General features: G+C 51.2%; 16 protein-coding genes. 10 read left to right on the plus strand and 6 right to left on the minus strand.

All coding sequences use genetic code 11. The annotated features are described in order from the left end of the window. Positions 1-51 precede the first annotated feature (51 nt). Genes C7820_RS27605 through C7820_RS27615 form a run of 3 tightly spaced genes read left to right on the plus strand, consistent with a single transcriptional unit; the run spans position 52 to position 2,662 of the window. Positions 52-951, plus strand: a complete 900-nt coding sequence (locus tag C7820_RS27605) for a carbohydrate ABC transporter permease (RefSeq protein ID WP_116233750.1) — start codon at positions 52-54, stop codon at positions 949-951. A 15-nt stretch (positions 952-966) separates the two neighbouring features. Continuing rightward, positions 967-1,824, plus strand: a complete 858-nt coding sequence (locus C7820_RS27610) for a carbohydrate ABC transporter permease (RefSeq protein WP_116233751.1) — start codon at positions 967-969, stop codon at positions 1,822-1,824. A 40-nt stretch (positions 1,825-1,864) separates the two neighbouring features. Next, positions 1,865-2,662, plus strand: coding sequence for a histidinol-phosphatase (locus C7820_RS27615; RefSeq protein WP_116233752.1), 798 nt, complete (start codon positions 1,865-1,867; stop codon positions 2,660-2,662). 87 nt (positions 2,663-2,749) lie between these two features. On the opposite strand, the gene C7820_RS27620 is transcribed toward C7820_RS27615, so the two are convergent. After that, entirely contained in the window at positions 2,750-3,313 is a 564-nt protein-coding gene (locus C7820_RS27620) for a GNAT family N-acetyltransferase (protein WP_116233753.1), read from the minus strand. Between the two features lie 200 nt (positions 3,314-3,513). Here C7820_RS27620 and C7820_RS27625 point away from each other — a divergent pair, with 200 nt between their 5' ends. Both C7820_RS27625 and C7820_RS27630 read left to right on the plus strand, forming a co-directional pair. Continuing rightward, the gene (locus C7820_RS27625) at positions 3,514-4,362 is read left to right on the plus strand and encodes a stalk domain-containing protein (RefSeq protein ID WP_116233754.1); all 849 of its coding nucleotides are present in this window, start codon (positions 3,514-3,516) and stop codon (positions 4,360-4,362) included. A 337-nt stretch (positions 4,363-4,699) separates the two neighbouring features. After that, positions 4,700-8,302: a discoidin domain-containing protein gene (locus C7820_RS27630; RefSeq protein WP_181909216.1), complete on the plus strand. Its 3,603-nt coding sequence runs from the start codon at positions 4,700-4,702 to the stop codon at positions 8,300-8,302. A gap of 195 nt (positions 8,303-8,497) precedes the next feature. Here C7820_RS27630 and C7820_RS27635 read toward each other — a convergent pair whose 3' ends face one another. Further along, positions 8,498-8,833, minus strand: coding sequence for a winged helix-turn-helix transcriptional regulator (locus tag C7820_RS27635; RefSeq protein ID WP_116233756.1), 336 nt, complete (start codon positions 8,831-8,833; stop codon positions 8,498-8,500). A 205-nt stretch (positions 8,834-9,038) separates the two neighbouring features. Between C7820_RS27635 and C7820_RS27640 the strand changes: the two genes are divergently transcribed. From C7820_RS27640 to C7820_RS27660, 5 genes are all read left to right on the plus strand, one after another. Continuing rightward, entirely contained in the window at positions 9,039-9,992 is a 954-nt protein-coding gene (locus tag C7820_RS27640) for an alpha/beta hydrolase (RefSeq protein WP_116233757.1), read from the plus strand. Between the two features lie 259 nt (positions 9,993-10,251). Then, complete coding sequence (locus tag C7820_RS34065; RefSeq protein WP_309545788.1) at positions 10,252-10,989, plus strand: metalloregulator ArsR/SmtB family transcription factor; 738 nt, start codon at positions 10,252-10,254, stop codon at positions 10,987-10,989. 37 nt (positions 10,990-11,026) lie between these two features. Further along, positions 11,027-11,395: a DoxX family protein gene (locus tag C7820_RS27650; protein WP_116233759.1), complete on the plus strand. Its 369-nt coding sequence runs from the start codon at positions 11,027-11,029 to the stop codon at positions 11,393-11,395. Positions 11,396-11,620: 225 nt separating this feature from the next. Continuing rightward, entirely contained in the window at positions 11,621-12,085 is a 465-nt protein-coding gene (locus C7820_RS27655) for a VOC family protein (protein WP_116233760.1), read from the plus strand. Between the two features lie 3 nt (positions 12,086-12,088). Continuing rightward, entirely contained in the window at positions 12,089-12,664 is a 576-nt protein-coding gene (locus C7820_RS27660; protein ID WP_116233761.1) for a YdeI/OmpD-associated family protein, read from the plus strand. Between the two features lie 79 nt (positions 12,665-12,743). Here C7820_RS27660 and C7820_RS27665 read toward each other — a convergent pair whose 3' ends face one another. The 4 genes from C7820_RS27665 to C7820_RS27680 all read right to left on the minus strand — a co-directional run bounded on the left by C7820_RS27665 (position 12,744) and on the right by C7820_RS27680 (position 16,073). Then, positions 12,744-13,586, minus strand: a complete 843-nt coding sequence (locus tag C7820_RS27665) for a CPBP family intramembrane glutamic endopeptidase (protein ID WP_116233762.1) — start codon at positions 13,584-13,586, stop codon at positions 12,744-12,746. Between the two features lie 83 nt (positions 13,587-13,669). Next, on the minus strand, positions 13,670-14,314 hold the full coding sequence (locus C7820_RS27670; RefSeq protein WP_116233763.1) for a response regulator transcription factor: 645 nt from the start codon (positions 14,312-14,314) through the stop codon (positions 13,670-13,672). Further along, positions 14,301-15,545, minus strand: coding sequence for a sensor histidine kinase (locus C7820_RS27675; protein WP_258875472.1), 1,245 nt, complete (start codon positions 15,543-15,545; stop codon positions 14,301-14,303). Before C7820_RS27675 ends, C7820_RS27670 begins: the two co-directional genes overlap by 14 nt. 75 nt (positions 15,546-15,620) lie before the next feature. After that, complete coding sequence (locus tag C7820_RS27680) at positions 15,621-16,073, minus strand: GyrI-like domain-containing protein (RefSeq protein ID WP_181909217.1); 453 nt, start codon at positions 16,071-16,073, stop codon at positions 15,621-15,623. Positions 16,074-16,136 lie beyond the last annotated feature (63 nt).

The raw sequence follows: 16,136 nt of genomic DNA on the forward strand, positions 1-16,136 counted from the left end.
GGCGGACGTGTTGTGCAAGCCCGCGTCCGTCCCATCCTACGGAGGTTGCTCATGAGTAAGCGTACGCTGGCAATGAAGCGCGAGGAGCGGTCGTTTTGGATTTTTATAGCTCCTTGGTTTATCGGTTTTATATGCTTTACCGGGGGACCGATTCTCATCTCGCTGCTGCTCAGCTTCACCGAATACAATGTCATTTCTTCTCCGAAATTCACGGGAATCAGCAATTACCTCCTGCTGTTCAAAGACCGGCTGTTCTACAAGTCGCTGTCCGTGACGCTGTATTACACCGTGCTGGCCGTGCCGTTCACGATCCTGACCTCGCTGGTGATTGCAGTGCTGCTGAATCATCGAATCAAGGGGCAATCCCTGCTTCGCACGCTGTATTACGCGCCCAGCATCGTATCCGGGGTAGCCGTTTCTTTTCTATGGTCGTGGCTGCTGAACCCGCAGTTCGGTGTTGTGAATTCCGTCCTTTACGATTGGTTCGGCATTCAAGGGCCTGGTTGGTTTACGAGTTCCGGCACCGTGGTCCCGTCCATGGTGCTCATGCAGCTGACGGCTTCGGGCAGCACGATGGTGATCTTTCTGGCTGCGCTGCAGTCGCTGCCGGCCGATTTGTATGAGGCCGCTTCAATCGAGGGGGCCAGCGGATTCACGAAGTTCCGGAAAATAACGGTCCCGCTCATTTCGCCCGTCATCCTTTTTAACACGATTATTGGCATGATCGGAGCGCTGCAGATTTTTACGGAAGCCTACGTGATCACCAAGGGCGGGCCGGACTGGAATTCGTATTTCTATGTCTACTATTTATTCGATACGGCGTTCAAGCAATTCCGGATGGGGTATGCGTCCGCTCAAGCCTGGATCCTGTTCCTGCTCATTTTTGCGCTCACCCTCGTTTCGCTGTGGGGTTCGAAAAAATACGTCCACTATGAATACGACTCGAAGTAAGGAGATGCCTTCCTCATGAAGCCAAAAAAGTCATACAACCCCGGCGATATGCGTCCCGTAAACAAAGTCATCCTTTACGTCCTGTTATACGGCGGCGTTCTGTTATTCGCGTTTCCGTTGTTTTGGATGCTCTCCACTTCGCTGAAGACGATCTCCGAAATCCATCGCGTCCCGATGACGTGGTTTCCGGGCCGTCTGCAGTGGAGCAACTTCAGGCAAATTTTTATCGATGCCCCGCTGGGCCGCTTTCTTTGGAACTCGGTATGGTACTCGGCTGTGACGGTAGCAGCGGTCGTATTCACCTCCGCGATGGCCGCATTCGCTTTTGCGCGGCTGCGGGCGCGGGGCAGCCTTTTGTTATTCGGGCTCGTCCTCAGTACGATGATGATCCCGTCTCAAGTGACCTTGATCCCGCAGTATTTGCTGTTTACGAAGCTGCACTGGACTGGAACGTATTTGCCGCTTGTCATCCCGGCATTTACGGCGAGCTCTTTTACGATCTTTCTGATGCGCCAGTTTTATCTGGGGATCTCGAAGGAGCTGGACGAAGCGGTCAAAATCGACGGGGGCGGCCAATTCACGATGTTCTTCCGCATCCTGATTCCGCTCTCCAAGCCGGCCTTTGCAACAGCGGCCATTCTGGAGCTGATCTCAAGGTGGAATGACTTGTTCGGGCCGCTCATTTACTTGAACGATATGAATAAGTACCCGGTTTCGCTCGGCTTGGCCAATTTTACGGCAGCGTACGGGGCAACGCCGTGGAACCTGCTGATGGCGGCTTCACTCGTCGCGATTTTGCCGCTGCTGCTCATTTTCTTCTTTGCCCAGAAGTACTTTATTCAAGGCATTGTGATCACAGGCTCAAAAGGCTGATTGTATTCATCTTGATGAACCAATGAATCGGAGGGATTCCATGAAGTTTGATTTTCATACCCATCACGAGCGCTGCGGACATGCGGCCGGCTCGGTGAGAGACTATATTGAATCGGCCATTGAACAGGGGCTGGATATGATCGGCATCTCGGACCATACGCCGTTTTTCGCATCGGCCGAAGACCGCCCATCCTTAACGGGGAGTATGGCAAAATCAGAGTTTCCAAAGTATATTCGGGAGGTTGTGGAGCTAAAGAAGCAGTACCATGGGAAAATCGAGGTGCTGCTCGGCATCGAAGCGGATTTTTTGCCGGAGCATCTGGAATTGTACCGATCGGTGATCGCCGCTTATCCGTTGGATTACGTCATTGGCTCCGTGCATGAGTTCGCCGGCATCGGCATTTATGACTCGGCGTATTGGGAAAGCCTGACCGCGGCACGAAAAATGGAAGTGAAAAAGTTGTTTTATGATTATATCGCCCAGTCCGCGAAATGCGGCTTGTATGACATTTTGGGCCATGTGGATTCCTTGAACCGCTATTTCAACGGATACTCGGAGCTGCGTACCGAAGCGGCCGACGTCATGCTGAAGGCGGTTGCGGAAAGCGATGTAGTGATTGAAATCAATTCCTCCGACAACCACTGGGTGCCGGACGGTGATTTGCTGGAACGCGCGCACCGTTATGGGGTAAAGGTGACCTTTGGCTCTGATGCGCACGAACCCGAGCGCGTAGGCGAGCATTTCGCGGCGGTCGCCGGCCATTTGTATGACATTGGCTACCGCGAATGGGCCGTATTCCGCCATCGCGAGCGGTTCATGGTTCCGATCGCCCGGTGAGTATGCCATTGAAAGGCAAGGATTGAGTATGAGAGCCGCTGGTTCCAGTCATGGGGAACCGCGGCTTTTTTTGGTGAACGGAAGATGTTATCCCCTATCTAAATTCAGAAAATCCTCTCTCAAGAGCCCCATCACGATGGTGTCGACGTACTGTCCATCAATATAGGAATGCTCGCGCAGCCTTCCCTCAATAACGAAGCCGCACTTCTCGTAGGCACGGATAGCCCTTGCATTGCCACCCCATGTTTCGAGTTGAACACGCCGAAGGTTCATCGTCTGGAACACATACCGGATCAGCGCTTTCAAGGCATCCGATCCCCAGCCTTGCCCCCAGAAGTCCTTGTTTCCAATACCGATGCCGACGGTGCAGCGGCGGGAGACGATGTTCACGTCTCGGTACTCAATGAAACCGATATGCTCGGGTTGTTCGTCGCGCGTATAAATGGAGAAGCGACCTTTTTCCCGCTTATCCAGTTCCAGGATTTCCTTTCTGTATGCATCCTCCAAATATTCCAGTGGAACATGGCTGAACAAGAACAGGGACGAACCCGCTTCCAGCTTGGCTGTTTCCTCATCATTCCTCCAGGCGTATGCCCGTCTGTAATCATCCAGAGAGACGGGGCGCAGTTCTACCTTTTCACCAGTAATCAATGGGATCTACCTCCATAACCGTTTTTGAACGTCGCAGTCTATGACTTGATTATTACAGATAGGAGAGCGAGGGACAAATGCTCCTGAATGGCTGTACGGATGAATTGCCTGTTTACTCTTAACATTAATATTGGAAATTGGTAGGATAAGGGATGGGGATTGGATAAGATAGAAACTTATAGAAGGAGCGATGACAAAACATGAAGAAGATCATCCCAAGCATCATTTTTGCATTCATTCTTGCGATCGCATCGTCGCCTGCTTATGCAGCGAACCATCCCATCCAAATTGACGGCGTCGCGGTGGCGTCCGATGTGAAGCCGGAGACGAAAAACAAGCGTACGATGGTGCCTTTGCGCGTGGTCAGTGAGAATTTAGGGGCCAAGGTCGATTGGTCGAATTCGAAAGTGACGCTCACCAAAAGCAGTATGAAAGTGACGCTGCAAACGAACAGCACGGCGGCCATGAAAAATGGTGAAGCGGTGCAGCTGGATGTCAAGCCGTACATCAAGAATAATCGCGTGATGGTTCCGCTCCGCTTTATCGCCGAAACGTTCGGCTGTACAGTGAATTACAGCAATTCGAAGGTTACTGTCGAAACTGCGCCACTCGTCATTCATAACGTGAAAGTAAAAGCACTGCAGTATGAATACCACATGACGATGGGCGGCGTCGTACAGCAGCTTAAAGGAAATGCGTATAACGCAGCCATTTATGAAGCTTTTGTACGGAACAAAGGCGCCAAAGTCGATGCTCCCGCCAGTTACTCGTGGATGGCGAACATTGATGTACCCGGGTCGTATCAAAAAAATGCGCAGTATGATTTTCTGGATGAGAAAGGGAGCAGCGTGCAGCGGTTTGATGTCTATTCTCTCGTTAACGCCTTTCCCGATGAGCTGTTGACGGGTTACCCGGAAGTTCTCTTGTATGATGCTACCGAGGACCAATGGTACCTGTTCAGCGGTGCGGCAAGAGACTCCATTCAGTCGGTGGTGGATGCGGCCGGAAAGAACGGATTTCTGAAGGTGATCAGCAATACGGTAGCATAAACAGAGGCAAGCATAGGGCCATCCTGCAAAGGGTGGCTTTTTTGCGTGATCATGCTCCTCCAACCATTATTAAGTTGTATGAACGATATTTAATTCCCGAGGGGGTTTCTTACGAAAGTACTGCCTATGTGAAAAAACGGAAGTGTACGCTGCCGGCTGCACCGTTTTAGACTCATTTTTGAAAGCGCTTTATTCATTGGCGAAAGGTTCTGACTCTTTCACAGCATTCAAAGTATGGGCAAAAGTCGAGGTCATCTTGCGCCAAAAGGAGGTGGGGAAGTCTCCCGGGACGGGGAGGATGTGTGTACGATACCTAGACAGGAGGTTATTCGATTTGATGCGTAAAAGATGGAAAGCAAAGCTCGCGGTGCTTAGAGCCATTCCCGCTATCATGCTGGCTGCCGGTACGGTTCCGTTCGGAATGCAGCCGGCCAGCGCAGCCGCGGAGAAATTCCCGACCTTCGTTCAGCACGCTGTCCCCAGTCTCACCTCCGGTACGGCCGATATCGCCGGCACCGCGTTTGTGGATCAGGACGGGGAGTTTCACTGGATGTATTCCGTCTCCAACTATGAGCAGGCGGACAACGGGGGATCCTGGATCAAGTACAACACCAGCACAGACCTGGGCAAGCTGAACACGAATTGGGGCAGCCCTGTGACTTATAATTCTTACTGGAACCGGCCGGGGACGATTAATTACAAAATCGACGAAACGTACGGCATTCCGACGCCTTATCAGGACGATCACAACGACGGCATCGGCATTTGGGTCGATCCGGATACCGGTTACTGGTACTCGCTCACCAATGATGAGTATCAATTTAATCCATTTGCTACCGGGAACCCGACGAATAACCAGCGGATCGCCACGGGCGTGCACAACAACCGCGTTCTCTCCATGTACTCGACCGATAAAGGAAAGACATGGAACCTGATCGGACAGGTGGCGACCTCGCCGTGGAACGACAGTGACGAAGCGGTCACCGCGAGCGGTTTTCCGGGGAAGACCTGGTCGTACGGGGTGGCCGGGACACGCTTCTTCGTCGATAACGTTAACGGTTATTTTTACGTTTTATACAATAACCATATTAATTGGAAAACGGGCTACAGCAATGTCCTCACCTACTTTCACCTCGCCCGCTCGCCAATCAGCGCAAAGATGGCCGAAGGCTCGTGGGACGTATGGTACAACGGCACATGGACGCGCTCAGCTCTAAAAGGGTATGCCGGATGGATCGGAAGTCCGATGGGGGCAGGCAGCGATCATAACCTCACGGTCAACTATACGCCAGAGACGGATGACCTGAGGCTGACCGGCATCGGGATGGATAACTCTTCGCTCGATATCGGCTATACGAAAGTGCCGAGCAGCGGTGATTTCACTTTCAAAGACCCGGCAGGCAGCACATATACGGCGAATACGGTGAGCGGAACGATCACCGGTCCTGGTGGCAGTGTCCCTTCGGTGACGTACTCTGATCCCGCACTGGATGCAACGGTAACGGTCTATGTCGAGAGCGGCGCGGTATGGATCAAGCAGGAGAACAACGCTACCGGCTATGTGACCTCGGTCAAAGTCAGCGCAGGCAATCCGATCTTTAAAGATACCGCGACGGAACGGCTTTTTGTTCCGGTCAATACGCAGTACGAGAACGCCTTTTCGTATAACGTGTACAGCGGCAAATACCGCTCTGTCGGCTACGATGGCTACGTCTATGAGACCGACGATCTCGGCAAGCCGGACACCTTTCGCCTCGTCGGCAAGCTGCCTGCCACGGTGGGGAGCTATATGTCCCAGATCGATTCCGGAAGCCTGACGAACCAACAAGTCAGCGGCTATTCGTTCCGGGCGATCTCCGACTTGTCCGGCAAGCAGATCAGTTATTCCCTGCCCGAACCCGATGCCGGCCATGCCTACTATTCTTCCTACAATCCGCCGAAGGACAGCGATGGAACGGACATCTCCCCGCTGTCCTCATACACGGTCTCTGTCGGAGGCAGCGACCTGAAGGACGGCGCGGCCAGCCAGTGGCAGTTCGTTCCCGTACCTGACGAATTCGACTCGTCGAAAAACAGCGGCTTCTACCGATTGCAAAATGTGGAGACCGGAAATTATCTGAAGGTATCCGGATCGACGCCGGCGCAGACACGGGCAATGGGCGCTGCAGTCACCACGGGGCTTGCGGATCCGAATGCCGATCCGAACGGCAACGGCGGAAACGGCGCCGCAGCCGGAAGCGATCAGTGGTATCTTCTTCCGGTCGGCAACGCGAAGGCGGCTGACCTATCCCCGGATTCTTCGGCGTCGGATATCGAGGCCGCAACGAATACGAGCTTAACCGGGATCACCAAGTACAGGCTGGTCAACCGGGCCAGCGACCGTGCTGTTGAATTCGTGTCGGGTCAAGCGTCCATCCAGGGGATCAAGTTCGATGCCTCCAATGCTCAGGTGCTGACGATTACGCCGGCGACTGCAGGATTGGCTGCTCCGACCGGGTTGACCGCCAAGGCAGCGGGCCAATCCCAAATCGACGTCACCTGGAACGATGCTAATGGGGCAGCAAGCTATGATCTGGTCGTGGACGGTGCGTTGATCAGCGGTGTAAGCAGCCCATACAAGCATACGGGGCTTGATGCGAGCTCGACGCATACGTATCAAGTAAGAGCCCGCAGCAGCTCGGGATCGAGCCTGTGGAGCCTGCCGGTCCAAGCCACGACGACGTCGGGAGTCATCTCGGAAGGCAAGACGGCAACGGCAAGCTCATTCCAAACAGGGAACAATATCGAGTACGCGAATGACGGCAAAGCCGGCACGCGCTGGGCGGCCGTCACGAATTCCTACCCGCAGTGGTGGAAAGTCGACTTCGGCGACATCATGCATATCACGAAACTCGAGAGCTACTGGTACAACAGCGCCACCTATCCGAGATACTACCAGTACAAAATTGAAGGCAGCAATGACGATGTCACGTACACGACCCTCCTGGACAGAACGGACAATAAAACGCAGGGCTTGACGACGGATTCCCTCGATGCGGCGTACCGCTATCTCCGCGTAACGGTGATGGGATCCAACTACAGCGGAGGAAGTGCTTCCAGCTACGAATTCAAGGTGTATGGAGAACCCGTTCAGGAAGATTCGGTCCCTGCGCCTCCGGCTAACCTGACGGCTAAGGCGGCAGGCGACAGCGCGATTGAATTGAACTGGAACGCGGTAGAGCAGGCGGAAGGGTACAGCGTATACCGGTCCGATAAGGCCGACGGCGAATTTGTCAAACTTAACGACGAGGTACTGTCTAGTACGACGCATACCGACACCGGCCTGTCGGCATCGACGGAATATTTCTACATCGTCAAAGCCGTCAACGCGGCCGGTGAATCCGCTCCGTCGGATGTGGTGTCCGTGAAGACGGATCAGCCGCACGTTACCGGCATCAACGTAACACCGGAACAAGTAGAGTTAAAGGAAGGCGAAACTGCGCAGCTCACTGCGGTCGTTACACCGGTGGATGCGGGAGATACGACCATCAAGTGGACATCGAGCGACACCGGCATAGCGGAAGTGAGCGACACCGGTAAGGTTACGGCCAAAAGTCCGGGGACTGCGGTAATCACGGCTGCAGCCGCCGGCGGCGAATATACCGCGACCGCCCGCATTACTGTACTGGATACGACCTCGCCGACCATCGTGCTGGATGAACCGGGGAAATTGACGGGCAATCACTACAATGTGGAAAAGGGAACGCTGCGGGTTACAGGTAAAATCAGCGAGCCCGGCATCGTTCTCGTGAATGGAGTACAGGCTGACGTGAAGGATGACCTGACGTTCAGCGCGGATATCGACCTTCAGCCGGGCATGAACCGGATCGAAGTCACGGCATCGGATCGGGCGGGCAATGCGGCCGTGCCTGTCGGCTATAACGTAGTGCCCTCTAAGTAATGATGTGAGGCAGCCGCTTTCGGTCACTGCTTCATACGAGAGTATGATGTTCGTCTCAAAAAATAAAAATCCTGAACCTTGCCGGTTCAGGATTTTTTATTCGCGGGACAAGTTGAGCGTTATTTCTTACCCTCCGCTAAGCTTATGAAATGTCAAAATCCTTATCGAGCTATGGTTTTGTTTTAGAACCGTAATCTAAGTCGTAGAGCGAACGGAGTCAGACACGCGTTCCCGATGGACCAGTCCCCACTGGGCCATGGCATTCAAAACAGGAATAAACGTCTTGCCGTATTCGCTTAGCGAGTACTCGACTTTCGGCGGAACTTCCGGATAGACGGTTCTAATAATGAGGTTATCTTGCTCCAGTTCCCGAAGCTGTTCCGTTAACATCTTGCGGGTAATTTGCGAAATCGAACGCTGGAGTTCGTTAAAGCGCCTGGTGCCACCAACCAAACGCCATAGGATCACAGCCTTCCACTTTCCTCCAACGACAGACAACGTTGCCTCTACCGGACAACCGCCCATATCCATCACATCCAATCCATTCCATGAAGTTACCAAATGGGTACTATGTCACGCAAAAGTGCGTACTTACAGGGTTATTCTCCATTCAGTATACTTCATTTTGACCGGAATGGTAGCAGTCTTACCAAAAGAGGCTGCTCGTGAATGGTTGTTTATTTCGGATATAAGAAGACCCGTATCCATTAGATTTGATCCCTAAGGAGGAATCATCATGCCGCTTGACCCTCAAGTTCAAGTTGTGTTGGAAAATATGAAGAAACAAGGGGTCCCGCCTCTTCACACGCTATCCGTGGAGAGTGCCAGAACCGTCAACTTAAGCTCCATGGCCGCCCAGCCGGAAGAAGTATGGAAAGTCGACAATCGAAAAATCCCGGGGCCGGCCGGTCACATACCGGTTCGGGTATATCGTCCTCAAAGCAAATACCCGCTCCCTGTTCTCATCTATTATCATGGAGGCGGCTGGGTCGTCGGGGACCTGGATGCAGCAGATGTGTTATGCCGGCAGTTGGCCAATGGGGCAAACGTTATCGTGGTCTCGGTAGATTACCGTTTGGCGCCGGAGCATCGGTTTCCCGCTGCCATCGAAGACGCCTATGCGGCTGCTGTCTGGGTTGCGGAGAATGCCTCTTCGCTAGAAGCGGATCCCAACCGGATTGCGGTCGGCGGCGACAGCGCGGGCGGAAACTTGGCCGCTGCCGTAACCTTGATGGCAAGGGACCAAGGGTTGTCCTTCATCAAGTTTCAGCTGTTGTTCAATCCGGCGACCCACTACGCGTTCGATACGGATTCTTACCGTGACAATGCCGAAGGGTACGGCCTGACGACGGACACGATGCGGTGGTTCTGGGGCCAATACCTGGCGGAGGAGCAGGACGGAAGGAACCCCTACGCTTCGCCATTATTGGCTGTCGATTTCAGCAGCCTTCCGCCCGCTCTCGTCATCACGGCCGAATTTGATCCGCTGCGCGATGACGGGGAGGCTTATGCAGCGAAATTACAAGCCGCCGGCATTCCCGTGGAAGCAAAGCGCTATGACGGCATGGTCCACGGCTTCATGCTTCAGACCGGCGGTTATGACCAAGGAAGACAAGCGGTGAAGCATGCCGTAAGCGCGCTGCGGATAGCGTTGCATGGACAGGAGAGAGACGGAGAGACAGCAATATAAAGTGTGCGAGGATTAAAACAGAACAGGTAAATCTTTATTCAGTTGATCTCCGTCAAACTTCAATATTTCAGCATTGGGGCATCCTTCAGGGATGCCCTAAACTTTTTACTGCATCATGCCTGGCATATACAGAGGCCAAATGTTCGGTGACAAGCCATTCAAACTTTATTCCGAATTATGGCTTGACATGACACCGATTGGTGTCTTATTATGAATTCATAAGACACCGGTTGGTGTCCTATCATCGAGCAGAATAGGGATGATGGGAATGGATGAACAACATGAATCGAGGGATGTATATGCCGCGGTTGCCGATCCGACGCGGCGCAAATTGCTTAGATTGCTGGCCGAGGCGGAAGAATTGCCTTTACACGAATTAACAGTGCATTTCGAGATGGGGCGGACAGCCGTTTCCAAACATCTGGCGATCCTCAAAGCCGCCGATCTGGTCAGGCACCGCAAGGCCGGGCGGGAAACAAGGTATCGATTGAACGCAGAGCCTCTGAGAGAAATTGAAGATTGGGTCACTTTTCACACGGCTTTTTGGAACCAAGGATCGGCTAAGCTGAGTCAATTGTTGAAGGAGGAAAGAGGAATGAAACCGGAAGTGAAGCTGGATTTTCAATTCGATAGTCCGATTGAGAAAGTATGGCTTGCATTGACTGATTCCAACATGCTTGCGAAATGGGTGATGGATAACGACTTTAAGCCGGTTGTCGGCCATCACTTTCAATTTCGGGCCAAACCGTCGAAAGTGTGGGACGGAATCGTCGAATCAGAAGTGCTGGTCGTTGAAGAACCCCACCGCCTATCCTACACCTGGGTAACCGCTGGGGTAAGTACGGTTGTTACATGGACGCTTCATTCATCCAATGGCGCAACCCGCCTTCATCTTGAGCATACCGGATTTGAAAGCGAGAGCTTGTCGTATAACGGAGCCAGACTCGGTTGGGTCAAGATGGCCGATCAGCTTGAAGAGTTATTGGCTGAGCTGTAATCCAATTTATTTTGTGATCAAATAGGAGGAGATCGAAATGACCATTCTTACTATCGTTCTTCAATCTTTACTGATTGCTTACTACCTCTTTTCGGGTACCGCCAAAATGATAGGGGCTAAGTACTGGGCAGACATGTTCGAGCACCTTCACCTGCCGCAATGGTTCCTTAAGGTAACGGGCCTGGTCCAATTGGCAGGTGCGGCCGTGCTGATCGCCGGCTACTGGTATACCGGACTGGTCGCATGGGCGGGAGTGTGGCTTGGCGTTACGATGCTGGTGGCAAGCCTGGTGCATATCCGCACAAAAGATCCGATTGGCAAAACGGCGCCGGCTTTGTTCTTTGCCGTATTGAATATTGCCCTGATACTTGCGAATGCCAGCCAAATGCTCCAGCCTTTTGCATAATCAAACCAGCTGCATCCAGAATAAAAAGCTCCACATGTTCGCGGTGAACATGTGGAGCCTTTTTGCGATACAAACCCATCCAATACAGACTCCAACCTCCCAATCGCAAAATGGCAGTTGGATAGACCCGTTTCGGAGGCAAGTACTTTATTTATAAATGGTGACATACAGCTGTCACCTCTTATTCAATATACTACATGTATCACAAGAAGGAGGTTTTACTATATGTCAGCTGTAGTCTATTTAAACTTTGATGGAGTTGCTGAACAAGCGATTGATTATTATGCGAAAGCTTTAAACGCAACGGAAGTAAAAAAAGTGAAATTTAAGGATTTCCCGCAGGATCCAAACGATCCGCTGCCGGAAAATGAACTAAACATGGTCATGGAGTCTTCAATAGCATTTGCAGGCGGAAAAATCATGATGTCGGATATTTTGCCTTCAATGAAGAATGTAACGGGCGAGTTGGTCCAAGGCAACAATATACTGATTAGTATCGTTAATGAAGATCAGCACACATTGGAAAATTACTTTTCTAATTTATCTGAGGGCGGTTATGTCATCATGCCGTTATCCAATACACCGTGGTCTTCGTGCTTCGGAATGCTGGTCGATAAGTTCGGAGTTTCCTGGAAATTGAATAGCGACGCAGATCAGTTTCTTGATAACGTAATCTCCAACAAACAGTAACTCATGCTGAGAGAAGTAGATCGCTTCATTCCGGTCATATCGAGAGAAGCATTAAGGGTTTGGCTGCAGGAAAATAGCAGGACTGAAAAATGTTGTTGGGTTTTGGTTCGTATGTCGCCCCAATCGGATACGCTCTTATATTTGGACGCAGTCGAGGAGGCTTTGTGCTTTGGATGGATCGATGGAGTCAAGAAGAAAATATCTGAAACGGAGCTGGCTCAGAGACTGTCCCCTCGAAGCAAAAAAAGCTCATGGACTGAATTGAATAAGGAGCGTGTCCGCCGCCTCGAAAAGTTGGGCTTGATGACAGACGAAGGAAGAAAGGTCCTTCCTGATATGCATTACGATTCTTTTCGAATCGATCCGGTTATAGAGCAAAGGTTGCAAGAGGAAGAGCAAGTGTATGAGAATTTCAAGGCATTTCCAGATCTTTATACGAGAGTCCGGATCGACACGATCCAAAGCTATAAGAATCAGCCCGAATTATTTCAGAGCAGATTGGACAAATTCATAATCAATACGAGAGAAAACAAAATGTACGGTAATTGGAACGATCATGGCCGTCTACTAGATTATTAAGTCATCCAATCTGGATGCTCCAGACTGTCGACAAAGTGTCGGCAGTTTTTTTTATCGAAAATTTGGTCAGGTCTGTCGTTTACTTTGATACAGGATAGTTTCCGACGTCAATCCTTTGATTCCGTGCGGCCCCAATTAGCATAGGTATGGAGATCAGAAGACTGGCTACAACCGGAACAATAGAGGTCTCAAGTCCAAAGTTGCCCCCTGTGAGAAGTGCGGCACCGTGCACCTTTACAGTAAATAGACCGGTAGCAGGGTGTCCAGAGACAGGGATGCCAAGCAGGCCTTCAATGGCATTCCAAGCAAAATGCAGTCCTATGGCAAACCACAAGTTCCGCCGCCACAAGAAGGCGGATCCAAGGAGAACACCTGCTTCGAGGGCTATGGCGAACCCACTCCATAATGTCGCCCCTGGATTTCCAAGATGGGCAACTCCAAAGAATAGAGAGGTTACTGCGAGTGCGAGCGGTTTTCCCCCCAGTTTATCAATAGCTTGAAGCATAAGTCCGCGAAAGATAAGTTCCTCGACAATGGCTCCTCCTAAAGCTGATTCAATGGAGGCTATTAGAACGGAACTCGTATCCGCAGAACTTGCCCACTGAAAGGAGTAACCTCCCAGAGCAATAATCATACAAGCGGATCCTGCGATAAAGATGGTCCCGGTTAGCATGCCTAGGACAATTTCAATCCCTGCGCGCTTTCTTGATATCTCTGGTGTGGGCCGCCGGGCCAGGTATGTCAGCGTGAGCTTATAAACCAAGAGGGCCAGAAATCCCATCACCAGTGTGAAAATAAGAGAGACGATCCCCTCTCCTTGCTCTGTCAGTTGCTGGAATATCATATTTAGGAGAACAATACCAATAGCCCCCGCAATCATCCAGACGATTGGAAAACGCCAAAATGACACTTTGTTCTTCATGTCTTACATCGCCACCTCTGTTGTTTGATGCTCTGAGTATAGGATGAAAAAGTCATAAAGAGACAGTGCCGTTTGGTCATCATTTAACGATCCATCATTCCCGATTCCCGGGCTTTACGGGCGGCCTCCCGGCGTCCTTTCACATTAAGCTTAGAATAAATCGTTGAGATATAATTTTTGACCGTCCCTTCGCTAAGAAACAACGCCTCGGCAATTTCTTGATTACGCAGACCGGCAGCCAGCTTATGGAGCACTTCGATTTCACGGGCAGTGAGCCCGAATTCATTATGTTTCGCAGCGGTGGCACTGTTCATGTTCTTGATCATTTTACTCGCCATTTCCTGCGAGATTAAAGTTCCTCCCGCCTGAACCACCCGTATGCCTGCAGCCAGATCTTTTGGATGAATGGCTTTGAGCAGATAACCTTCCGCTCCGTGGCTTAACGCCGCTAACACATATTCTACTTCCTTATAGGAGGTCAGCATGATGATTTTGGTTGCAGGCATTCGCTCTTTAATCAGGGCCGTTGCGGCGACGCCGTCCATGACCGGCATGTTGACATCCATCAGCACCATATCCGGCATCAACTGCTCGCAGCCCTTTATGGCTTCTTCCCCATTCCTAGCTAAACCGACGATTTCCAAATCCGGTTCCATGGACAGCACGATATGTAAGCTCTCGAGAATTAACTCTTGGTCATCAGCAAGCAGCACTTTAATCTTCTCCATGCGGCATGACTCCTTTCAGCGGGATTTCGCATCTGACTTCGGTGAACACTGGAGTTCCCTTCCCAGATGTTATCTGTAAGCTGCCCCCCAACCGCTCAACCCGATGTTTCATCGTGGTCAAGCCGAAGCCATAATCCAGCTTGTCGATCGGCGTGCCGTTATTTCGAACGGACAATTGCAGATGGCTCTTAGAATAAGTAAGCTCCAGATGCAGCTGGGTTGCCTTTCCGTGTTTTAGTGCATTCGTAAAGGATTCCTGGATGACCCGAAGAATCGCTTGCCGTACTTCAAAGCGTATGGACCGCTCTCTCCCCGGCAGACTCAAGGTCAGGGCCGTACCCGTATGCTCCCGAAAACGGGCTGCAAGGGATTCAACCTGCCGGATCAGACTGGATTCCTCTTCTTCGCCCATTTCGTGCACGACGTTCCTCATTTCCTCCAGATTGTTCTCAGCCAATGCTCTTAAGCGAATTAACCGGTCTTTGGCCTCGGCAGGCTTGCTATCCATCAGGGCAATAGAAGCATCAAGGCTGAGGATGAGTGAGATAAAGGAATGCCCCAGTGTATCATGAAGCTCCTTGGACATGCGGTTGCGTTCTTCAAGCAAAGTCATTTTCTCGACCTCGGCCGAGTAGTGAGTTAAGAGCTTATTTTGATGCTCCACTTCGGCTGCCAGTTTGTTCTTCTGATCATACGCATTGGCTACGGAGCTTGCCCACATGCCGATGAAGCAGAACAGCAGATTATCTGTTCCGATACCCAGGGTTTGCTCCCAAGATAATTTTAGGGAGGACTGAAAGGAAAAAGGAATGAAAACAAGTAAGGGAATGATCCAAAGGGTTCGCTTGGTTAATAAGTACCCGATAGTAAGACTGGGCAGCAAATAGTCGGCTTTTGAAGTCAGGTCCGGATGAATGACAGAATTCACATAATAAGAACCGCCAAGCAATAGCTCCAATATGCAAAACCAGACTTTGTTCATCCGGCGCCCGGGAAACCAGAACAGTAAAGGGGTGACAAGGGCCATGCTCAGCCAGATCACGTTTAGTAACGTCCGGTTCGAAAACTCGCTTACTGCCAGAACCCGGGACAACAGCAAAATATAATGGTATAAACGAAGAGCGAATATACCCCAATCCATGAAAGATAATATTTTTTTCATAGCATCATCATACAGGAAATCTAAAAAAACTTGCATGAAAATTACAAGGAAGTTGATCAAAAACAGCAATAGAACCATGTTCTTGCCGAACTAATAGCAAAAGGAGCAGTAGACAAACTGCTCCTAAGATTGTTCATTATGATATCAAATGAGGTTGTGATAAATTTCCGTCTCCAGCTTGGACTCATCCTCGTTCCAGTGGCCATAAACCTCAATCAGAGGAAGCTCTTTGTGTTCTCCTGCGGCTTGGAGGAGCGCATCAATACGCCGGTACGTTGCGTCCAATTCGCTGTAAGGCCCGATGTGCTTGCCGTAGGCGTATTTTTCGAGCACGACGTCCTTCTTCTTCAAGACGGAATTGTCCTCAGGCGGGGTCACCAGCTCGATTCCCGCAAACACCATGTTTCCCTGCTCATAGACGACGTGATTGATCCCCCTGTGAGCGAGTTCTTTGCTGCGTACTTCATGCCAGACCTGGTCAAACAATTCGAAAATCGTCTCACTGTACGGCTTGCCCGGATCATGAGCTTTGGAACATCCGAACAAGGTAAACGCCTTTCTTTCCGTCTTGATCACAGGCTCCACCATTGGCTCCATCATCGGCCTCCTCTTTCCGCTATCGCGGAATCATGTTCGATCGATGACTACTTCGGCTCGGCC

Origin of the sequence: Paenibacillus sp. VMFN-D1 (assembly GCF_003386155.1) — a bacterium.
Lineage (GTDB): Bacteria > Bacillota > Bacilli > Paenibacillales > Paenibacillaceae > Paenibacillus_AQ > Paenibacillus_AQ favisporus.